This window comes from Psychrobacter maritimus, assembly GCF_029953575.1.
Taxonomy (GTDB): Bacteria; Pseudomonadota; Gammaproteobacteria; order Pseudomonadales; family Moraxellaceae; genus Psychrobacter; species Psychrobacter maritimus.
Genome location: NZ_CP124526.1, coordinates 3,046,284 through 3,066,751, shown reverse-complemented (window position 1 = coordinate 3,066,751; position 20,468 = coordinate 3,046,284). Strand labels below are relative to the sequence as shown.

The window sequence follows — 20,468 nt, the reverse complement described above, 5'->3', positions numbered from 1 at the left end:
TAAATGCTCTTATATCACGCAAGCTTTATTAAGCTGCACTGATGATTGGCATTAGGCAGTTAGCTGTGTTTTTAACTGTTGTAACTTGCCACGCATCGAATCATCGATGATTTTGTCACCGACTTTAATCGTAGCGCCCGCCAAAAGACTAGGATCAACCGACTCATGAATCACCACGCTCGCATTGAGCGAAGCAGCAAGACGCGTTTGCAGCGTATCACGCTGGGCATCGGTTAATGGATAAGCAGAGGTCACATAAGCGTCAAGCTGCTTTAAGCTTATTGCCTTGTGACGGCGATAATGCTCATAAACTTCAGGAAGCAGCGCCAGACGCTCTTGTTCTGATAACTGTTTAACGAAGTTACTAAGTGCTACTGATACTTTTGGATAGCTGGCGTTGCTGTCATGACGAGTCCCTTGGGTCTCGACTAATAACTGCTTAAAAGCAGAATCATTCGCGCTAGCTACTTCTGTATCATAAAGATCGACCAAAGCAGCTGACTTATGCTCAGCAGAAACAGCTGGATTGTCTAGCCAAGTACTGAACGACTTGTCATTGACAACGGTGCTGGCAATAAATAAGAAGTTTTCCCACTCATTTACTACCCCGTTTTCATTGGCATAGTCAAACGCGGCTTTAGCGTACGGTCGTGCTAAGGTTGATAAGTCAGCCATGATATCCTCACAATTACAGCTTCGCCGCCAGTTGGTCTAACATACTGGCATGTTTTTGCACATCGACTTTGTCTTGCAAAATCTTCTCTGCACCAAGTACAGCCAGTTCAGCAACTTGGGCACGCAATGATTCGCGCGCTTGATTGATTTCTTGGTCGATAGAGGCTTGCGCTTGTTGACGAATGCGCTCGCCTTCCGCTTGGGCTTGCGATTTTGCATCTTCAACAAGCTGATTGGCGCTCTTGTTCGCTTGCTCAATTAGAGCAGCAGCTTTGGTCTTTGCAAGATTAAGCTCCTGCTGTACATCTTGCTCCGCGGTCGCTAAATCTGCTTTTGCTTTTTCTGCGGCGTTTAAGCCTTCAGCAATTTTACGCTGACGCTCATTAATGGCACCGATAAGTGGTGGCCACACGAATTTCATGCAAAAAATCACAAATATTGCAAAAGCAATGGCTTGACCGATGAGGGTAGAATTGATATTCACGTGATCACCTCTTTGTTAATGAAAAATCAGTTTCATTGATCATATTTGATAGCCAAACTTTGGCTATGTTTAATATACAAACTTTGACCACCAAACATTTACAACTGAGCTTTCTGATTAACCTGCTAGAGGGTTAGCGAACAACAATAGCATAGCAATACCAACACCAATCATCGGTACGGCATCAAGTAGACCTGCCACGATGAACATACGAGTTTGCAGCTGTGAACCAAGTTCTGGTTGACGTGCAACACCTTCTAAGAACTTGCCGCCTAGAATAGCAAAACCAATGCCTGTGCCAAGTGCGCCAAGACCGATAAGCAGTGCTACTGCGATAACTGTGTAACCACCTAATACTGGATCCATTGATGTATCCTCATTTACCTATTGAATGTATAATTAATGTTCAGTTGATGATGCAAGCGACATATAAACTATCGTCAACATCATGAATACGAACGCTTGAAGGGTAATAATTAAGATGTGGAAAATTGCCCACGGTACAGATAACGCCCATTGAATCCAAAACGGCATCAGGGCAATCAATACGAAGATCAGCTCCCCAGCATACATGTTACCGAATAGACGCAAACCTAATGAGATTGGTTTGGCAATCAGAGTAACAAACTCTAAGATAAAGTTGATGGGGATTAAAATAATTTGCATGATTGGGTTTTTGGCGCTAAACGGATGCAGTGTTAACTCACCAACAAAGCCGCCCAACCCTTTCTCTTTAATACTATAGTAGATAATCAACGCAAAGACAGAGAACGACATGCCAAGGGTGATATTAGGATCAGTCGTTGGAACAATCTTGAAGAACACATGATGTGGATCATGACCCATCGCAGCGCCAACTAGGCCTGCAAGACTTGGAATAAAGTCGATAGGTAATAGATCCATCAAGTTCATCAAGAAAATCCACACAAAAATGGTTAACGCCAAAGGCGCAATCAATTTTGAGGTACCACTGTAAGAATCACGAACGTTGTTATCAACAAACTCAACGATCATCTCAACCGCTGCTTGAGTCTTACTTGGTACGCCTGAAGTAACTTTTTTGGCAACCATCCAAAAGATGGCACAAAATAAAATACCCAGACCGATTGACCATAACATAGAGTCAAGGTGGATAGCTTTAAAACCCATTAAACCTGCTTCTTCAGCAGTATAGGCAACTTTCCATCCTTCGCCCGGCAGATAGCCGTACGTCCAATTCGTTAAGTGGTGAGAGATATATTCTGATGATGTTTGCTCGGATGCCATAATGTAAGCTTCTTATTAATCAACGATTTAATCAACTACCAAAAAATATGGTTGTCATCTGATGAGGTGTTGGCGGTTTTAGTGAATCTACTACTAAGCAAATCAATAAATCCTGCGACAGCACTCATGTAACCAATAACATCCAACCCATAACTATCTAATTAATCTGCTATTACTCATTAACCAAACTGAATAACCAATGTACGACTACTGCTCAATTCGATAACGCCCGATAAATTTTAGCTATCAAAAAAGGGCTTATGATGATTCAGTAATAGCCCTTGCATGTGTACGCAAAAATGTCATATATGTGTCTGCTTATATCGTTTTATCACGATAAACGCTCAATACAGCGCTTGTCAGCAAGATATTTAGCTGCCTATATTAATGCAGCGTGGTATTCGTGTAAAGTCAATTATGACTTTTTTATTTACTGTATGAATACGTTAATCGCTGTTAACGTTAGCTTACATAGCTTTGCGTCTATAATACATTATTGATAATTTAATTATATCTGATAACCCTGTTTAGATAAGGGGTTAGTAATCGCAATTATTTGACGCTTTACGCTGAGATAAGCGCTATATTCATACTTTTATTGTAAAAACGGTTCTGAGTCATTTTCTGATATATCAATGACGTTATAACAGCAATCGTAGAGAAGTTGGACCGCAGGATGACAAACTAACGTTATTTATAATATTGACCATTAAAACGATGATCGTCTATAAATACTAGCGTATATGCCACAACATCCAACTGTGACTAATCTGCATTACCATAAAACCGATGAATAGCGCAGGCGCTGATAGAGGTTGTATGGTAATAAAAATTAGTGCGAAACCGAACACGGTCAGTAGCCATTTGACCATCTGACCACGATATAGCTGGCTGACAATGTGTCTGCGCGCGCGATATCCGGTATACCAAAAGATAAATCCAGCAAACACGGCTTGGGTGGCAAAACTAAGTAGCGCACCAATGGCGTTACTCTTTGCAATAACCAGCGTGTTGTTATCACTACCTAGCCAGGCGACATCTATTATCCAGCCAAGCACAATAAGGATAAATAAAACCCATGCTTGGCGTTTTAGGTAAATACCAATTTTATCTTTTTGGGTGCGTTTGGCAGGCTTGGTCATCGATATTTCTATAGCTCTATAACGTGGGGATAATGTAGCACAGTTGCGACAAAGTTATCCGTGAATGCCTCACTCTACAGACGTTATCTTTTAACCAAATTAAAACGCCACTTATTATAGGGAGCAAGGCAATTTTAAGCAAGTAAAATATGCCTTTTATCAAGCATTTACTTATCTGGCAATAAAGAACGCTCTACAGAGTGGATAAAGTCTCGCGAATACATTAATAACAAGGCGTTTATATCGGCGCATTTGCTAATGATGATTAAGCAAATGCGCCTTATGTCATTTTTAATTACTTGTTTACCGAGTCTTTTAAATAGCTTTTTTGAATAGCTTTATAAATTACCATCTTGCAAGCCATTTATAGAGAAGTATTTATGCGATACATTGGCGAATTTGCTGCGTCATCGTTTGCCAACCGCTGACAAAGTCTTTACTGTTGCTCATATCTTCTGCTTGTACCGTACTTTTAACCGGTTGGAGTTTGGCGAGCAGACCTTTGGCAGGGCTGCTTGGACTGACCAAACACATTTGCTTGGCTGGGCGCTGCTCATGTAGCCAGCGTAGTTGACTGGCCTTTGGTGCTAAATGATGATCGGTACTTAAACTGCCAATCAACTGTAACTTAGCGCTGTCTTCCATATATTGATAAGCATCGTGATAGGCCCAATACGGCAAAGGTTTTTGCGCGTGGTTTGCCTTGGCTGCGGCCACTGCCCTATTCATGCGCTGGGCAAATTTTTGCGCATTGGCATGATAAAGCGCTTTATATTGCGGATTGGCATGACTGTGAATGACGGCAAGCGCACGGGTAATGGCTTTTGCGTTTTCAGGATCGAGCCAAATATGCGGGTCAAGCGTGCCAGCGAGTGGTTTACCTTTAATATCACGGAGCGGATGACGTTTAAAGGCATCAAACTTAAATAAGGCAATCGCATTGGGCGCGCTATTTAGAGTGCTGGCTAAGTTATTCTCTAAGGGTTCACCAAACCAGACCACAAACTTACTGTCCTGAATCGCTTTGATATCGCCCGGGCTGATACTACCGTGATGCCCCACCTCCCCTGCTTGCAATAACTGCTTGGCAGATGGCGCACCTTCTGTGACCGCTTGGCTTAATAAAAACAGGGGATAATTACTCACACTGACCGTTGCCGCTTGCGCGCTCATCATTAACGAGCCAAATATAATGACGCCTGTCGCTAATAAGCGCTGTAAGCTCATCGGTAAACGTATAAAACTTTTAAAAAATGAAATCATAATGGCTGCTTTTAAAGGTTAATAAATAATAGTGCGAATAATCGTTTTGAGACGTTATTTTGATTAAAATAGGCGTATGTACCGATACGTTCAAACGCGATATCCGCCTTTGCATATTATTATGTTATACTATAACAATATAAAAAACCATCATAAAATGCGCCTTATACTAAAGTGCCTTGTAGATATAAAGGTGATAATTATAAAAGCGCTGGGTCATTTTTAGGAGCTTGCTTCATGTCTAGTCACTCACCCGTTTGCGATCATGTACACGATGTGCAAGATTTTACGCCGTCCGATGTGAATGAGCGCCTTATGGACGCAAAAGAGCAATGTCGCGCAAGCGGTGCGCGCTTTACGCCGTTGCGCCAACAAATCTATCAGTTGGTGTTAGAAGCCAATAAGCCTGTGGGTGCGTATGATTTAATCACGCAGTTGCAACAAATGCGCCTGACCGAGCCTGAAGCTAAAACTTCTGCTTCAGCTAAGCAGACAAACAGTCAGACGCCAAAAAACGTCGCACCGCCAACTGTTTATCGCAGCTTGGAGTTCTTATTAAGCGAAGGTTTGATTCATCAGCTAACCTCTATCAATGCTTATGTGCCTTGCTGTCATCCACGCGCCCAGCATACGGCAGCATTTTTAATCTGTGCCCAGTGCCAGCGTGTACAAGAATGCAGCAGTTTACCGGTGCAAGAAATCATGAGCTTTGCGCAACAAGACGTCGGTTTTATGGTGGAGCGCAGTGTCATTGAGCTCAGTGGTCGTTGCCAAGCGTGTCAATAAAATAGTTGATGGGCAATATTTTAGGTTGACGCTTTTACCCTTAGCGATGCTTTTATCCTTATTATTGTGGTTCCATTACTCACTTATCACTAACATATCAGTACTGCCCTATGAGCCTAGCGACTTCCCCAACCAAGCCATCCTCTGCCATTAATATGAGTGATAAGACGATGAATAATGCCACCAAACTGCTGAGCTTAAGCGATATCAGCTACCATATCGGGCAGCAACGCATCCTCTCGCATATCGACATTGATATTGCTGTCAATGAAACGGTCAGCCTTATCGGTCCTAATGGCGCGGGTAAATCAACCTTGGTTAAGCTGGTTTTGGGCTTAATAGAGCCAACGAATGGACAGATAACACCGCACCAAACGTTACAGCTCGGTTATGTGCCGCAGCGCTTTACGGTCGCGCCCATTTTACCGTTACGCGTGTGCGATTTATTGGCTCAAGCAGACAAAAAGCGCCTAACACCTGAGCAGCGTCAATTTATATTTGAAAAATTATCTTTAACGCATCTGCTATCACGGCAAATGCTGCACCTGTCAGGCGGTGAAACCCAGCGGGTGTTGCTGGCGCGCGCCTTGCTAGACAAACCCAATTTATTAATTTTAGATGAGCCGATGCAAGGGCTTGACCCTGATACGGAAGTTTGGCTATATCAGTTTATTGATGAGCTGCCGGAGTTTTTACGCTGCGCCATGTTAGTCGTTTCGCATGATTTGCATTGGGTGATGAAAGGTAGCAGGCGTGTCATTTGTCTCAATAAACATATCTGCTGCGAAGGGCAACCAAGCGAGCTTGCCATTAGTTCAGAATTTCAAAAGCTCTTTGGACATCATTATGAGCAGCCGTATGTCCATCAGCCACACGCTTGCGAGCATCATGCGCCAAGCGAGATATAATTGACAACCAAGCTTATTTAGGCAACAACCGCCTTATTCCTTTTTATAAAAATGTTACGGATATCTATTATGACCGCTTGGTTAGCCATCATTGCCCCTGCCTGGATTGCTGGCAGCATTTTAGCCTTACTTTCTGCGCCCTTAGGTTGCTTGGTATTATGGCGCCGCATGGCGTTTTTTGCCGATGCACTGGCGCATGGGACATTGTTAGGGGTAGCGTTGGCAGTATTATGGCAATTACCCATGGGCATTGGTATTGGCATTGTCAGTGTGATGGTGGTGCTGGGACTGGTATTAATTGATGATGAGCGCTTGCCTGTCGATGCGGTGTTGGCCGTGGTTGCGGTATCGCTGCTGTGCTTAGGTTTATTAACGTTAACCCAGCTGACCGACCAGCAAGCCAATGTCTTAGGCTTTTTATTTGGCAATTTGCTTGAGCTTGATTGGGCGGATTTACCTTTAATTGCAACCAGTGTTTTGGTTGGCTTGGGGCTACTTATTTATATATGGCCGGCACAAATCAAACTGGCTACTCATGAGGCTTTGGCACGGATTCAGGGTATCAATCCGACTCGTCAGCGGCTGTTTTTTATGGGCGTATTGGCGGGGTTTTGTGCCATTGCCTTGCAAGCGGTTGGTAGCTTATTAATCAGTGGTTTATTGGTATTGCCCGCGCTGACCGCCCGTCTCTGGTCAACCTCACCAAAACAAATGGTCATTATCGCCTTAATTATCGCCCAGCTTGGCGTCACGCTTGGCGTTTGGGGCAGTATCTGGTTTGATATCCAGACTGGACTTGCTATTGTTTTAGTCCTCGCTATTTTATTTTTTATTGCGCTGATTATCTCAAAGCTAATAGGCATAAAATCAGGTACAAAATCCCTCATGGCAAAATTCTGGTCGCCACGCCACTAGTCGCCACGCCATTAAATATTCAAATATTCAAATATTCAAATATCCGGCAGCGCTTATGGCGGTCGCAGCACTTATTATCACCGTCGTAAGACAGCTATTTACTTCGCCTTTATCGAACTTTATTTCATCAATATTGCTAGAGCTTTACTCGTCATAATGTTATAAACTTTCTCTAATATTATCAAGAATATAGTTAACGACTTTATATAATAAAATAAATGCTTTCTACGGTGTTTTGCTTTAACGCGATTTTGATTGATAAGGGACTAAATCCAATGCTTAGCTATCCTGCCAGCGCCCTCAGCACGCCAGACGGACAGGTAAATATTCTGCAAATCACTGATTTGCACTTATCATCCCATGTGCCTGCGGCGGTTGACGAAACCAGTAGTGAAGTGGCGATTTGCCAGTACAGCTTTGAGGCAATTATCAAACAAGCATTAAGCGAAGATCGGCGCTGTGACTTAATCATTGTCACAGGCGATTTGGTCAATAAAGTACAAACTGAGATTTACGACCATATTTTTAAGGTGTTGCAGGCGACCGGCATTCCTTTCGCTTGTATCGCGGGCAACCATGATGTCACCGATGAAAATGACAGTGAGCTGCCATTTTTTCAGCGTGAACTGATTTCCAGACCTACCGATGAGCGCCTGCTAAGCCGACATATGATTGAGACGGAGCATTGGCAGATACTGTTATTAGATTCCTCCATTACTGGCAAGGTAGCAGGAGAGGTGACAGCGACCGACATTGATTGGCTATGTCAGCAGCTAGAGACTTGCACGAAGCCTGCGCTCATCGCCTTACACCATCACGTGATACCGGTCGACTCTGACTGGATCGATCAGCATATGGTAAAAAATGCCGATACTTTTTGGCAACGGATGGCGGCATTTGAGCATCTAAAAGTGATTATCAGCGGGCATACCCACCAAGAGCAAGTCCGTCAGCACCAAGGAGTGACGGTGTATAGCACGCCGTCTACTTGCTATCAATTTAAGCCTTTTGAAGACGATTTTGCTTATGATAAAAACGCCCTACCCGGATATCGTTGGTTGCAATTAGCCAACAATGGAGAGGTTGCAAGCTGGGTCGAAAGACTAGATACTTGACGACCAGTTTTATTGGCTAAAATTTGGCTAGAATAATATCGCCAGAGCCTGTATCTTATACTGTTAGCCAATGTAAGAAAAATAAGCATGGTCTAAGCTTTATTTAGACAAAATTATAATAGCTAGGATGGCTAACTTGACCACAAGCTAAGTTTTCACAGTCAGGGATTTGTCTATTTATTTAACCGTAAGCATTTAAATAAATAAATTCATGACAATATACCTGACCATTGATAGGTCGCCCGCGTCCTATCGAGATAACCGTATTATTAGATCAGCTGTGTTACTTGTGTTACTAAGTGGTAAAACGTTTTATAAAGGGACAATTTATAGCGTTTGATAAATTTATAACGTCTTGTCTTTTGATATGTCGTTTTATTGAATTAATTTGAAAAAGTAGGATACCCATATGAGCACCCTGACCACGAATCCGAGTGATGTAAAGTTCACCCCTTATGAACCTGCCAAAGACGAAGAGTATATGTCTGATGAGCAATTGGCGCATTTTAAGGCAATGTTATTAGATTGGAAGCACCAACTGATTGGCGAAGCGGATCGTACCAAGACTTATATCCAAGATGAGTCTAGCGCCATGCCAGATATCAATGACCGCGCCACGCAAGAAGAAGAGTTTGCTTTGACCTTGCGTACGCGTGACCGTGAACGTAAGCTGATTCGCAAAATCGATAAATCTCTCGCCGAAATTGAAAACGATGATTACGGATTTTGTGAAACTTGTGGCGTAGAGATTGGTCTGCGTCGCCTCGAAGCCCGTCCAACAGCAACTCAGTGCATTGACTGCAAAACTTTATCTGAGATTAAAGAGCGTCAAAACCAAGGTGCTTAAATAAGGTGCTTAAATCCAGCTAGTTTAACAGTCATTAATACTCTAATATAAAAACGAGCGACCATTTATTGGTCGCTCGTTGCGTTTTATGTTGTTGTTTTTTATTTTCATGCGTTTTATACATTGCCAGTTATAGATGAACTTGATGCTTATTGACACGCCACCAACAAAATAGGCATATTTGATAAATATCTTTTTGGCGCTATATTTATTATCCTATGTTTTTATTCTACTGATACTGCCTACTTTGAAAACCATCCATACTCCTATGCCAATTCAAATTTCAACTACAGCCGCAGCCGCATCGTCATCACAGCCTATCGGGCGTTTTGCCCCGTCACCCACTGGTGAGCTGCATCTTGGTTCATTAACGACGGCACTTGCCAGCTTTTGTCATATCAAATCTATCGGTGGCAAGTGGCTCTTACGTATCGAAGACACTGATACTGAACGCTGCGATAGCCAATTTACTGAGCAGATTTTGATTGATTTGGAGGTGCTCGGGCTACACTGGGATGGCGATGTCATTTACCAATCTGAACGCATTGATATTTATAATGATTACTTATCTTCAAGTCTCTATCCGCTGACCTACGGCTGTCAGTGCTCACGCAAAAGTCTTGAGCGTTATTGGGAGCGAACAGCGATAGGAGAAAGTATTGACCCGCAGCAGGCAAACCAAAAACTTCTAAACAGACAACGCTATCCGCGCTGCTGTCTAAATGCAGGTTTTGATAAAGCGCAAAATAAGCTACGTATACAGTTGCCAAATTATCGCATGGGCTTTAAAGATGGCATTCAAGGCATGCAATGGGATAACCCGCAGTACACCTTGGGAGACATGGTGGTACGTCGCCAAGATGGCATGATTAATTACATTTTAGCCGCCAGTCTCGATGATGGCCTGCAAGGCGTCACGCATATTATGCGCGGCTTAGATATTTTACCGATGACCACCGCCCAAATCAGCATCATGCATGCCGCGCGCTTACCGGCTATCGACTATTGGTATCATTTGCCGCTGATATGCAGTCCTGACGGTCAAAAGCTGTCGAAACAAAACCTTGCCCAGCCGATTGATACTCGCGACCCAAGCAAGCTAATTACTCATGCTTTACAGCTATTGCAGCAGCCTGCCGTTGATAGAGATACCCCAACAAATATGCTTAAGCAAGCGATTGCACAATGGGATAACTCACCGCTACAAAATATGCAGTCTTTAAATATGCCTAGCATTGAATAACATAGTCCTAAGCCCTAATAGAAAAAGCGCCGCTATTAGCGACGCCTTTTTATAGTTAATGATTAGAGTGAGAATGTCTTAAACAATATAAAAGTATTTAGCACTTTATCATTAAATGGTTTAATAATAACGACACTGGCTTTTCTCAATCTCAGGGCTTTCTTTATAAATCTTTAGCAGCACCGCCACCATCACCAAGCTAATCAGCATCGATGAACCACCATAACTAAAAAATGGCATGGTCAAACCTTTGGTCGGAATCGCGCCCATATTCATCGCCGCATTAATAATCGTCTGGGCAATAAACACCACGGCGATACCAAAGGCGGTATAGCTCATACGCATTTGGCGACGTTTAAGGGCATTATAACTGATGCGCATGGCACTACCGATAATCAGCGCCTCAAGTATCAAGATCATCGTGACGCCAACAAAGCCCAATTCTTCACCGGTAATCGCTAACAGGAAATCCGTATGTGCCTCTGGCAAATGCGACAGTTTTTGTACACTTTCGCCATAACCGACACCGGTAAACTGACCACGACCAAAGGCGATTAAGCTGCGTGCCAACTGATAATCGGTATCTTGCACATCATCAAAAGGGTCCAAAAACGACATCACGCGTACGAGGCGATATTGTACAGTCGCCACCATTAATACTGCGCCACCAACGGCGACAGCACCGAGCGCGATAAATTGCTTATAGGGCGCGCCAGCAATATAAAATATTGCAAAGACAGTACCGATAATAACCACAAACGAGCCAAAATCTGGCTGCGCTAGTAACAGAACGGTAATTAGCCCGACCACTATCGCAATGCGTAAAAAGCCATCCCAACCATTACGTACCTCAAATGAGCGGCGTACCACAAAGTCTGAGACAAATATAATCATCACCAGCTTTGCAAGCTCTGCGACCTGAAAGTTAAAGCCGCCGAGGGTCAGCCAACGCTTCGAGCCGTTAATAGGCGTACTAAATAAGGTGGCAAATAACAAGAGCCCGGTAATCGCCAACAGCATAAACTGGGTTTCAGTTCTATAGAGCCTTTTTAACGATACCAGTTTATAAGAAAAACCGGCGATAAACAGACCAATACCCATATAGAGGAGCTGATTATAGAAAAAATTCAGCTCGCTCATGCCGCGACTGAGCGCAAAAGGAATAGAAGCAGAAGCCACCATCAATAGGCTAAGCACCAACATACAGCCGACGCTCGATAATAAAATTGCGCGCGCTGATGGCATAGACAAAATACCATCTGAGCCAGTAGCTTGTGGCGATTGAGAGTTCGAACGAAAAAGAGAAGAGAGCGCCATAATTTTATATACACTAGCAAACGAAAAAACACGGCGTTTATAAAACGCCACCGTTTAAAAAATATGAAATAGATTTTATTTAAAAAGATAATAGCAGACAGCTAGTTAGTGACAAACCACGTTTTTTGGCAGTTTACCATGTCAATATTAAGTACTGACATGGCAACGTGCTTCGGTTGCTGCTTGGTTCGTCATCTGATTCATCACTGGGTTGTCGCAAGCCTTACTGCTTATATTTGACAGTAGCAGCAATTCATAAGCAAAACAATCATTTATCAAAAAACGCCTGCCATTTTTACAACGATAAACGAAACAGTATAAAAGCTGATGGTCGTGCTATCTAGCGACAAGCTCTTTTATGGCAACTTATCTGAAGACCAACTATCTGTTGACACAATATCTTAATAAACACTGCCTTAAGAAACACTGCCTTGTGAGACAGTGTCTAACTGCTTAACAAGCTGACTAAAGTGCTCGCCTCGGGCAGCAAAGCCACTAAACTGATCAAAGCTGGCGCAAGCTGGTGATAAGAGCACCGCTTGTACTTGTGATAGGCTGCTTTCTGTGACCTGTTTAATCATCGCAAAAGCGCCTTCTAACGTCTGACACTGATGTAATGAGACATCGTCAGCACGGATACCTGCTGCTCGTAAATGCTGCTCAATCTGTTGGCTGTCTTCACCAATAAATAGCACTTGGCTGACATACTGATTGATAAACGGCGTTAATTCACCAAATTGTTGCCCTTTGCCTTGACCACCTAAGATTAATAATAGCTTACCGTCTTTAGGTGCGTATACCGCTCCTAAGCCCTCGACAGCTGCCATGGTTGAACCAATATTGGTGCCTTTAGAATCATTAAAATAATCAATCCCATCGACTGTAGCGACATATTCACAGCGATGCTCAAGCCCTGTAAATGCCTGCAAGGTGTTAAGCATACTATCAAGTGGTAAACCTGCAAGCTCGCCCAATGCCAAAGCTGCTTGGGCATTGAGTAAATTATGACGACCTTTAATGCGCAGTTTATCCGCCGAGAGCAAACGCTCTGTCCCGCGGGCTAAATACGTATGCCCTTCTGAGTCGGTAATAAGCCCATACTGACCTTTATCAGGGGCGTGAATGCCCGTGCTCAAACGTGGCAAATTATCCGCCACCAGCGGGCGCGTCAAGGCATCTTCGCGATTGATAACCACTGACTTGGCACCTTGAAAGATACGATGTTTGGCTTGATGATAACCGAGCATATCGCCATGACGGTCTAAGTGGTCAGGTGACATATTCAGCACCGTTGCCACTTGTGCGCCTAAATTGGTGACGGTCTCTAATTGGAAACTTGATAGCTCAAGAACCGCTAACTCCATCTCGCTATTAGACAGCAAAGTCAGCGCTGGCACACCAATATTGCCACCCACGCCAACATTCACCCCTGCATCCGCCGCCATTTGGCCAACCAATGTCGTTACGGTACTTTTAGCGTTAGAGCCAGTAATGGCAATAATCGGTACGCGGCACGCTTCACAAAATAACTGAATGTCGCTGACGACCGGAATATTCGCCTCTTTCGCCGCGGCAACTGCTGCTGTTTTTAGTGAGATGCCAGGGCTGATGATAATTCGAGCCGCTTGTTGCAATAACTCTGCATCTATCGCCCCAAATTGGCGAATCTCAACCGCAGCAGGTAATTGGTCTGCTAAAGTGGGGCTCACTTGATTATCAGTCACAGCGACTTGGTAGCCTTGCGCGGTCAAATAATGCGCCACCGACAGCCCCGACTGCCCCAAACCGACCACGACTTGTAAACCACTGCCTTTATGAAGTAAGGCGTCTTTTGCGGTGCTGGCGGTCATATCTATTCCTTCTATCTATTGGACGAACAAAATTGTGTCAAGCATACCGGTTTCATAAGCAGCTTTATAAACAGCTTTTATAAGTAGATTCTATAAACAAACTGCCTATAAGCTTAGATCTATAAATACGCGCTATATATAGCCTGCATAAGGCGCTTTAGATGAACAGCATCATAAAGGTATCACTCGGATTTCGGTACTGGTTTTTTGAGACTTTGTGTTATTATGCGCCTGTTTTTATATTGAGTCGCTAATGCTATAATAGCTGCCCTAATAGGAAGCGCTAGGTTAAATAGCTATTTTGACCAAGTATGCAATCTAGTATTTTAGTTTAGCATGTTGTCACACGTATCGCGCTATTGTCACATCTCTTCAGCAACGATTCATATGGTGATAATGGTATGACAGGCAAGCACTGCCCTATATTGTAGCGTTTTCGTCTGACAGATTATTTATCTTCTTCTACCGCAACAGACCATCGCGGACACTTATTCATCATTTTAAAGACTGTCATCATATTGATTATGGGTGATGGCATTTGCGATACCGTTATAAAGGTCGATAGCTAAGTAGTTAGCTAATACTCAAGCAGGCAATTACTCAAACAAATAATTACTCAAACAAATAATAGTGCCACAGCCATATGGCTGCATGAGTACCTGTTTACAGAACGATTATCAGCATCTATTACGATGACTTATTTTTTATAACGTAATTATGGTCGATATCATCTCGACATAGTTAATCACGATGCAATCCTTTTATCGCTCAGCTTTAACGCTCAATGATGAACGATTGCTTTTTTTGCCTCTAATCCTATGCAGTTTACTTATGACATCTTTTTTTGGCAGTTTACGTGAAGAGTGGTTTTCCAATATTCGCGGTGATACGTTATCAGGTTTGGTCGTCGCACTGGCCTTGATTCCAGAAGCGATTGCCTTTTCCATTATCGCCGGTGTCGACCCAAAAGTCGGTCTGTATGCGTCGTTTTGTATCGCCGTGGTGATCAGTTTCGTCGGTGGTCGTCCCGGTATGATTTCAGCGGCGACCGGTGCCATGGCGCTGGTCATGGTTGATTTAGTTGCCGAGCACGGCTTGCAGTATTTACTAGCGGCAACCTTATTTTGCGGCGTCATCCAAATAATCATGGGTATCTTTAAGCTTGGTAACTTAATGCGCTTTGTATCGCGCTCGGTGGTCATTGGTTTTGTCAATGCGCTGGCGATTTTGATCTTTGCTGCTCAGTTGCCCGAGCTGAACCCGATGACTGAGCGCGTCGGCATGACGGTTTATATCATGACCGCAGCCGGTTTAGCCATTATCTACTTGTTTCCGCTGATTCCTAAAATCGGACGCGTGATTCCATCGCCGCTGATTTGTATCGTTGGCCTGACCGCGGTCGCCATGTATATGAATCTTGACATCCGTAACGTCGGTAGCATGGGCGATTTGCCAGATTCTTTACCGGTGTTTTTATTACCTGACATTCCGCTCAATTTGAATACCTTATTGATTATCGCACCTTATTCTATCGCGCTTGCCGTCGTAGGTTTATTAGAATCTATGATGACCGCAACCATTGTCGATGAATTAACTGACACGCCAAGTGACAAAAACAAAGAATGCCGCGGTCAAGGTATCGCCAACGTAGTGTCGGGATTCTTTGGTGGGATGGCAGGTTGTGCAATGATTGGACAGTCGATGATTAACGTCAAATCTGGCGGTCGTACGCGTTTATCAACGCTCATCGCTGGCGTGGTACTGCTTATCATGGTGGTATTCTTAAGTGACTGGGTCAGCCTGATACCGATGGCCGCACTGGTGGCGGTGATGATTATGGTCTCTATCGGCACCTTTAACTGGCAATCTATCCGTGAATTTAAAACCCATCCGATGTCCTTTAATATCGTTATGCTAGCGACGGTTTTGACCACCGTCTTTACTCATAACCTAGCATACGGCGTCGGCGTTGGGGTATTGTTATCTGCCTTAGCATTTGCCAATAAAATTGGGCAATTCCTGACCATCTTTAGTGAATATGACGACAGCAGCAATACCCGCTATTACTACGTGCAAGGGCAGGTTTTCTTTGCTTCAACGACGCAGTTTTTGCAGAGTTTTGATACCAAAGAAGCCTTAGATAGCGTACATATTGACGTCAGCCAAGCCCATTTTTGGGATGTCAGTGCCGTTGATACTTTGGACAAGCTGGTCATGCGCTTGCAACGCGAAGGCATTGATGTCAAAGTGGTTGGACTCAATAGCGCCAGCCGCACCCTTATCGATCGTTTTTCGATTCATGATCGCCGAGATATTGGGCTCTTGGATTAAGCAAAACTGCATGGGTGTTATCAAGCTGAGATAGACATTTGGTTTATTCATCAGCAATTATATTGGTATATAAAATCAGGCTCGTTGGTTAAAGGATGACTTTAACCAACGGGCCTGTGTTTTCATTATTGAGATATGTGGTGCCTTTATGAGTAATTTGAAGCCAGATAGCGTGATTGCTTGCTTGGATTGTCCCGATCATGTGCAAGCCGTATTGGATGCCAGTATGTGGGCGTCTATTCGTCTGCAAGCGCCCATTGGCCTGCTCCATTCCGTACCAAGTTTACAACAAAAAGCCGCTGTTGATTATTCAGGCTGCCTAAATATCGATGATGAAAATGTCTTGCTCGATCAATTTACGGCAAAAGAACACTTCAGTAATAGCGAGCTAAAAGCCCAAGGTAAGCTACTGCTACACCAAGCAACCACTTACTGCGAGCAGCAACCTCATAAGTTTAAAACCTATACATTACATCGGCATGAAAACCTGAGTGATAGTATTGATTATGTCGATGACAAGGCACAATTAATCGTCATCGGTCATCATGTCACCTGCAAATCAACCTTAAGCCAGCTTATCCGCTTAAGCCACTGCCCCATTTTGGTGACTCATGCACCATTTTTGCCCCCAACCACGGCATTATTTGCTTTTGACAATAGCCCTACTTCGCATAAATTGCTCAATTGGCTGTGTAAAACGGCTCTTGTTCGGGCATTGACCGTGCATATCGTCATGGTTGCCAAAGAAAATTCAGAAAACTGCGATGCACTGCGGGAAGCTTATGCGCGCCTTAAGCAAGCTGGCATCAAATGCAAAAAGGCCTTGCTTGACTGCCGCGATGTAACTGCCGCCTTAAACTATTATCAAAGTAAAAATGATATTGGTCTGCTAATGACCGGTGCTTTTGGGCAACCACGTTTGCTTGAATTGCTAAAAGGTAGCGAGACCAAAAAACTGCTTGGTAGCACCAAGACCCCGTACTTACTCTTCCCCAAGGCTTAAGGCCGCTCGTTTATTTGAATACAGAGGCTGAATATTAAGCGTGATTCATCGCGCTTTACTATCGTATTTAGCTTAAGCCTCTGTAACCTCTTCCTGTTACGCCTCCTCGTTTCTTTGCCCTCACCTTTTATCAAATCATCACATGAAATAAAGTGATAGCCTCCCCAAGTGCTTAAAAAGTTGGTTATAATAAAGTTTTCGTTCATGCAACGTTAAAGGTTGATTTCTCTAACTTATACCAATAACTGTGCTATTTATTGTTATGGTATAAGCGCTATTTTTTGTCATACTGATGAGTGTTTTTGAGCGCATGTGCGCAAACCTACCTACCCCCTTGAGTAGGTTTGGCACAATTCTTGAAGCGCTAACCATAAGCATGACAATAATATGCGGCAGCAAACTGCCTCTATTAACCTGCGACATCACCCATATAAGGATTTTTTTATGAAGCTAATCACTGCGATCTTAAAACCGTTTAAGCTCGATGATGTGCGTGAAGCGCTTTCTGACATCGGTGTGAAAGGCGTCACCGTCACCGAGGTTAAAGGTTTCGGTCGTCAAAAAGGTCATACCGAGCTCTATCGCGGCGCCGAGTACGTGGTGGACTTTTTACCTAAAGTAAAAGTCGAAGTGGCGGTGATGGATGAGATGGTCGAACCTGCTATCGAAGCCATTACGCGTATCGCCAGTACTGGCAAAATCGGCGACGGCAAGATATTCGTGACCAATCTTGAGCAAGTCATTCGTATTCGTACGGGTGAGACAGGTCCTGACGCTATTTAATAATTAAGCGCCAGACCATCTATAAACACTGATTTATAGGTCATCTCGATAGTTATATTGCATATATTCAAGGGGGAATTAACATGCAAAACCAAATCTTTGAGCTCCAGTACGCGCTAGATACGTTTTACTTCTTAATGTGTGGGGCGCTGGTCATGTGGATGGCAGCTGGCTTCACCATGTTAGAAGCAGGATTGATACGCTCAAAAAACACCGTCGAAATCCTCACCAAAAATATCGCCCTCTTTGCCACCGCCTGTACCATGTATATGATATGCGGTTATGCCATTATGTATGATGGCAATCTGTTTTTGAGCGGTATTGCTGGCACTGAAACTTTAGTAGCAGATGCATTGGCGACCTCAGCTGAAAATGGCTTTGCTGGCGATGCCGTATATTCGGCCGCCTCTGATTTCTTCTTCCAAGTGGTTTTCGTCGCCACCTGTATGTCAATCGTTTCAGGTGCCGTAGCTGAACGCATGAAGTTATGGTCTTTTTTACTGTTTGCCGTTGTCATGACCGGAGTTATTTACCCATTAGAAGGTAGCTGGACGTGGGGCGGTAAAGCCGTGTTTGGCCTATTTAGCCTTGGCGATTTGGGATTTTCTGATTTTGCTGGCTCAGGTATCGTCCATATGGCAGGAGCCGCTGCCGCGCTATCGGGCGTATTACTGTTAGGGGCGCGTAGAGGTAAATACGGTCCCAATGGTGAGATACGTGCTATCCCTGGGGCCAATTTACCCTTGGCCGCACTTGGCACCCTTATTTTATGGATGGGCTGGTTTGGTTTTAACGGCGGCTCAGTGCTCAAGCTTGGCGATATTGCCAGCGCCAATGCGGTTGCGGTAGTATTTTTAAATACCAATGCCGCCGCTGCCGGTGGTGCCATCGGCGCCCTTATCATCGCGCGCATCATCTTTGGTAAGGCAGATTTGACTATGCTCTTAAATGGTGCATTGGCAGGTCTTGTCGCTATCACTGCCGAACCCTCTACCCCGTCGGCGCTTCAGGCCACGCTATTTGGAATGGTGGCAGGCGTCATCGTTGTACTATCCATCTTAGTATTAGATAAAATAAAAATTGATGATCCGGTTGGCGCTATCTCGGTGCATGGCGTGGCAGGCTTATTCGGTCTACTAATTGTCCCTCTGACCAATCCAGCCGCTACATTGCTCGGTCAAATTGCCGGTGCTGCGACCATCTTTACTTGGGTGTTTATTAGTAGTCTGATAGTCTGGAGCATCGTTAAATTTGTCATAGGTCTGCGTATCTCTGAAGAAGAAGAATATCAAGGAGCAGACATTGCTGAATGTGGTATGGAAGCCTATCCAGAGTTTATAAGGTAAGCCCACTATCTACGATGGTTTTATTGAGGACTATTTTATCCACAGTAAGACCATCATTAATAAAATTGGCATTGATAAAATCAGTATTAAGAAATTTCACATTAAAAAAAACATCATTGATAAAAACGCCACCATTAAAAATCCCGCATAACCTTTCGGTCATGCGGGATTCTTTATGCTTTAAAGTTTTAACACTTTATCTTTCTATGAAGTCTAGTCTACGTTAACAACCAAACTTCATAAGGCAGAATTATAGCAGTTTATTTCTTTTTCCACGTTTGGCTACGTGAGAATGGACCGATATAACCTTTTAATTTTAAAGTGCTGCCACTTAGATTAGCAGTCATGCGATAGTCTTTATTTTTTTCAGGGTCAGTAATCGTACCGCCACTGTATTTACCACCACCGTCAGCTTTCAGACCAGAGATAATCGTCATGCCAACATGCTTTTTACCTTTTTCTGAAGTCGTGCTGATAAGCTTACCCGTTAGGACGCCGTTAGACTCAGTGATTTTAACCACGCCTTTTGGCTGGCCTTCATCAAAAGTCTGCCAAGTAGTGTTGTGTAATGGGTCAGCGGCGAATGCCATGCTTGCTAAACTGATGCCAGCAACTGCTAAAGTGGTTTTTGCGAATAATTTCATAAATTGACTCCCTTCATTCAATGATTACTAGAAACGTTGTGTTTCTGATGTCCCACGCTTATCCTTTTATCAACAATCTTTTATTGCAAGCTTGCAGCTCTATCCTAAGTTTCAGTTAAAAGCCGATATTAATATCTTATTAATGCTTAGCTTTGCAAAGAAGGTTTGATCGACATAAGCGATGTCTTGACCCATTATAAGCAATTTTTAGATTTTGCCTAGTAATTTTTTTATAGTTTATTATTACTATAAAATCAAAAGCATATCAAACAGTTACAGGAACGGATTGTCTATAATTTTATCCGCTTGGTCATCTTTTTCTTTTGACTTATCATCGTAATTACTATATTGACTGCGGTTTTCAAATGCCAGCATAATTTTACTAGTGAGCTCGTGTAGCTGCTGTGCTTGCTCAAATCCCGCCTCATTAAAGACCAGATTAATGTCGCCATAAATAATGATTTTGTCTTCTTGATTTTCAATAACCAAATCACCAATCTGCATACTCTGGTGATTATTTGCAAATGGATCAATCATCTCGTCCTCCTTT

Annotated in this window: 20 protein-coding genes; 10 read left to right on the top strand and 10 right to left on the bottom strand. The window is 43.5% G+C overall.

Annotated features, from left to right (window positions below; genetic code table 11):
* Nucleotides 1–51: 51 nt before the first annotated feature.
* The 6 genes from QJS82_RS13115 to QJS82_RS13090 all read right to left on the bottom strand — a co-directional run bounded on the left by QJS82_RS13115 (nt 52) and on the right by QJS82_RS13090 (nt 4,794).
* Nucleotides 52–675 (bottom strand): F0F1 ATP synthase subunit delta, encoded by a 624-nt coding sequence (locus QJS82_RS13115; protein WP_201619599.1) that lies wholly within the window; start codon nt 673–675, stop codon nt 52–54.
* Between the two features lie 13 nt (nt 676–688).
* Nucleotides 689–1,159, bottom strand: coding sequence for a F0F1 ATP synthase subunit B (locus QJS82_RS13110; RefSeq protein ID WP_149490807.1), 471 nt, complete (start codon nt 1,157–1,159; stop codon nt 689–691).
* 117 nt (nt 1,160–1,276) lie between these two features.
* Nucleotides 1,277–1,525 (bottom strand): F0F1 ATP synthase subunit C, encoded by a 249-nt coding sequence (gene atpE / locus QJS82_RS13105; RefSeq protein ID WP_025651437.1) that lies wholly within the window; start codon nt 1,523–1,525, stop codon nt 1,277–1,279.
* A 33-nt stretch (nt 1,526–1,558) separates the two neighbouring features.
* Nucleotides 1,559–2,425 (bottom strand): F0F1 ATP synthase subunit A, encoded by an 867-nt coding sequence (gene atpB / locus QJS82_RS13100; RefSeq protein WP_149490806.1) that lies wholly within the window; start codon nt 2,423–2,425, stop codon nt 1,559–1,561.
* A gap of 734 nt (nt 2,426–3,159) precedes the next feature.
* Nucleotides 3,160–3,567, bottom strand: a complete 408-nt coding sequence (locus QJS82_RS13095; RefSeq protein ID WP_281490778.1) for an ATP synthase subunit I — start codon at nt 3,565–3,567, stop codon at nt 3,160–3,162.
* Nucleotides 3,568–3,945: 378 nt separating this feature from the next.
* Complete coding sequence (locus tag QJS82_RS13090; RefSeq protein ID WP_348651571.1) at nt 3,946–4,794, bottom strand: metal ABC transporter solute-binding protein, Zn/Mn family; 849 nt, start codon at nt 4,792–4,794, stop codon at nt 3,946–3,948.
* Between the two features lie 273 nt (nt 4,795–5,067).
* Here QJS82_RS13090 and QJS82_RS13085 point away from each other — a divergent pair, with 273 nt between their 5' ends.
* The 6 genes from QJS82_RS13085 (at nt 5,068) to gluQRS (ending at nt 10,644) form a co-directional block, all read left to right on the top strand.
* Nucleotides 5,068–5,616, top strand: coding sequence for a transcriptional repressor (locus QJS82_RS13085; RefSeq protein ID WP_201619596.1), 549 nt, complete (start codon nt 5,068–5,070; stop codon nt 5,614–5,616).
* A gap of 155 nt (nt 5,617–5,771) precedes the next feature.
* A complete protein-coding gene (locus QJS82_RS13080; protein WP_438656734.1) occupies nt 5,772–6,524 on the top strand; it encodes a metal ABC transporter ATP-binding protein in 753 nt (250 codons plus the stop codon).
* Nucleotides 6,525–6,593: 69 nt separating this feature from the next.
* Nucleotides 6,594–7,439 (top strand): metal ABC transporter permease, encoded by an 846-nt coding sequence (locus tag QJS82_RS13075; RefSeq protein ID WP_201619595.1) that lies wholly within the window; start codon nt 6,594–6,596, stop codon nt 7,437–7,439.
* A gap of 275 nt (nt 7,440–7,714) precedes the next feature.
* Nucleotides 7,715–8,554: a metallophosphoesterase gene (locus tag QJS82_RS13070; protein WP_281490776.1), complete on the top strand. Its 840-nt coding sequence runs from the start codon at nt 7,715–7,717 to the stop codon at nt 8,552–8,554.
* Nucleotides 8,555–8,963: 409 nt separating this feature from the next.
* A complete protein-coding gene (gene dksA, locus QJS82_RS13065; protein ID WP_201563693.1) occupies nt 8,964–9,401 on the top strand; it encodes an RNA polymerase-binding protein DksA in 438 nt (145 codons plus the stop codon).
* A gap of 268 nt (nt 9,402–9,669) precedes the next feature.
* The gene (gene gluQRS, locus QJS82_RS13060; RefSeq protein WP_281490775.1) at nt 9,670–10,644 is read left to right on the top strand and encodes a tRNA glutamyl-Q(34) synthetase GluQRS; all 975 of its coding nucleotides are present in this window, start codon (nt 9,670–9,672) and stop codon (nt 10,642–10,644) included.
* 120 nt (nt 10,645–10,764) lie between these two features.
* Here gluQRS and QJS82_RS13055 read toward each other — a convergent pair whose 3' ends face one another.
* Together QJS82_RS13055 and murD are read right to left on the bottom strand one after the other, a co-directional pair.
* A complete protein-coding gene (locus QJS82_RS13055; protein WP_227670463.1) occupies nt 10,765–11,961 on the bottom strand; it encodes an FtsW/RodA/SpoVE family cell cycle protein in 1,197 nt (398 codons plus the stop codon).
* Nucleotides 11,962–12,377: 416 nt separating this feature from the next.
* Nucleotides 12,378–13,811 (bottom strand): UDP-N-acetylmuramoyl-L-alanine--D-glutamate ligase, encoded by a 1,434-nt coding sequence (gene murD, locus QJS82_RS13050; protein WP_281490774.1) that lies wholly within the window; start codon nt 13,809–13,811, stop codon nt 12,378–12,380.
* Between the two features lie 831 nt (nt 13,812–14,642).
* Here murD and QJS82_RS13045 point away from each other — a divergent pair.
* The 4 genes from QJS82_RS13045 (at nt 14,643) to QJS82_RS13030 (ending at nt 19,274) form a co-directional block, all read left to right on the top strand.
* On the top strand, nt 14,643–16,142 hold the full coding sequence (locus tag QJS82_RS13045; RefSeq protein ID WP_201563699.1) for a SulP family inorganic anion transporter: 1,500 nt from the start codon (nt 14,643–14,645) through the stop codon (nt 16,140–16,142).
* Nucleotides 16,143–16,290: 148 nt separating this feature from the next.
* Nucleotides 16,291–17,145, top strand: a complete 855-nt coding sequence (locus QJS82_RS13040) for a universal stress protein (protein WP_201563701.1) — start codon at nt 16,291–16,293, stop codon at nt 17,143–17,145.
* Between the two features lie 444 nt (nt 17,146–17,589).
* Nucleotides 17,590–17,928, top strand: coding sequence for a P-II family nitrogen regulator (locus QJS82_RS13035; RefSeq protein ID WP_011514651.1), 339 nt, complete (start codon nt 17,590–17,592; stop codon nt 17,926–17,928).
* A gap of 83 nt (nt 17,929–18,011) precedes the next feature.
* Nucleotides 18,012–19,274, top strand: a complete 1,263-nt coding sequence (locus QJS82_RS13030) for an ammonium transporter (RefSeq protein ID WP_281490773.1) — start codon at nt 18,012–18,014, stop codon at nt 19,272–19,274.
* A 260-nt stretch (nt 19,275–19,534) separates the two neighbouring features.
* Here the strand turns inward: QJS82_RS13030 and QJS82_RS13025 are convergent, their stop codons facing one another.
* Both QJS82_RS13025 and QJS82_RS13020 read right to left on the bottom strand, forming a co-directional pair.
* On the bottom strand, nt 19,535–19,918 hold the full coding sequence (locus tag QJS82_RS13025) for a DUF2147 domain-containing protein (RefSeq protein WP_201545882.1): 384 nt from the start codon (nt 19,916–19,918) through the stop codon (nt 19,535–19,537).
* A 273-nt stretch (nt 19,919–20,191) separates the two neighbouring features.
* Entirely contained in the window at nt 20,192–20,455 is a 264-nt protein-coding gene (locus QJS82_RS13020; RefSeq protein ID WP_281490772.1) for a hypothetical protein, read from the bottom strand.
* Nucleotides 20,456–20,468: the final 13 nt, after the last annotated feature.

What these genes read in the sequence shown, in the direction of transcription:
- QJS82_RS13115 (WP_201619599.1), bottom strand. Translation starts at nt 675, where the DNA reads ATGGCTGACTTATCAACCTTAGCACGACCGTACGCTAAAGCCGCGTTT.
- atpE (WP_025651437.1), bottom strand. Translation starts at nt 1,525, where the DNA reads ATGGATCCAGTATTAGGTGGTTACACAGTTATCGCAGTAGCACTGCTT.
- atpB (WP_149490806.1), bottom strand. Translation starts at nt 2,425, where the DNA reads ATGGCATCCGAGCAAACATCATCAGAATATATCTCTCACCACTTAACG.
- QJS82_RS13095 (WP_281490778.1), bottom strand. Translation starts at nt 3,567, where the DNA reads ATGACCAAGCCTGCCAAACGCACCCAAAAAGATAAAATTGGTATTTAC.
- QJS82_RS13090 (WP_348651571.1), bottom strand. Translation starts at nt 4,794, where the DNA reads ATGAGCTTACAGCGCTTATTAGCGACAGGCGTCATTATATTTGGCTCG.
- QJS82_RS13085 (WP_201619596.1), top strand. Translation starts at nt 5,068, where the DNA reads ATGTCTAGTCACTCACCCGTTTGCGATCATGTACACGATGTGCAAGAT.
- QJS82_RS13080 (WP_438656734.1), top strand. Translation starts at nt 5,772, where the DNA reads ATGAGTGATAAGACGATGAATAATGCCACCAAACTGCTGAGCTTAAGC.
- QJS82_RS13075 (WP_201619595.1), top strand. Translation starts at nt 6,594, where the DNA reads ATGACCGCTTGGTTAGCCATCATTGCCCCTGCCTGGATTGCTGGCAGC.
- QJS82_RS13070 (WP_281490776.1), top strand. Translation starts at nt 7,715, where the DNA reads ATGCTTAGCTATCCTGCCAGCGCCCTCAGCACGCCAGACGGACAGGTA.
- dksA (WP_201563693.1), top strand. Translation starts at nt 8,964, where the DNA reads ATGAGCACCCTGACCACGAATCCGAGTGATGTAAAGTTCACCCCTTAT.
- gluQRS (WP_281490775.1), top strand. Translation starts at nt 9,670, where the DNA reads ATGCCAATTCAAATTTCAACTACAGCCGCAGCCGCATCGTCATCACAG.
- QJS82_RS13055 (WP_227670463.1), bottom strand. Translation starts at nt 11,961, where the DNA reads ATGGCGCTCTCTTCTCTTTTTCGTTCGAACTCTCAATCGCCACAAGCT.
- murD (WP_281490774.1), bottom strand. Translation starts at nt 13,811, where the DNA reads ATGACCGCCAGCACCGCAAAAGACGCCTTACTTCATAAAGGCAGTGGT.
- QJS82_RS13045 (WP_201563699.1), top strand. Translation starts at nt 14,643, where the DNA reads ATGACATCTTTTTTTGGCAGTTTACGTGAAGAGTGGTTTTCCAATATT.
- QJS82_RS13040 (WP_201563701.1), top strand. Translation starts at nt 16,291, where the DNA reads ATGAGTAATTTGAAGCCAGATAGCGTGATTGCTTGCTTGGATTGTCCC.
- QJS82_RS13035 (WP_011514651.1), top strand. Translation starts at nt 17,590, where the DNA reads ATGAAGCTAATCACTGCGATCTTAAAACCGTTTAAGCTCGATGATGTG.
- QJS82_RS13030 (WP_281490773.1), top strand. Translation starts at nt 18,012, where the DNA reads ATGCAAAACCAAATCTTTGAGCTCCAGTACGCGCTAGATACGTTTTAC.
- QJS82_RS13025 (WP_201545882.1), bottom strand. Translation starts at nt 19,918, where the DNA reads ATGAAATTATTCGCAAAAACCACTTTAGCAGTTGCTGGCATCAGTTTA.
- QJS82_RS13020 (WP_281490772.1), bottom strand. Translation starts at nt 20,455, where the DNA reads ATGATTGATCCATTTGCAAATAATCACCAGAGTATGCAGATTGGTGAT.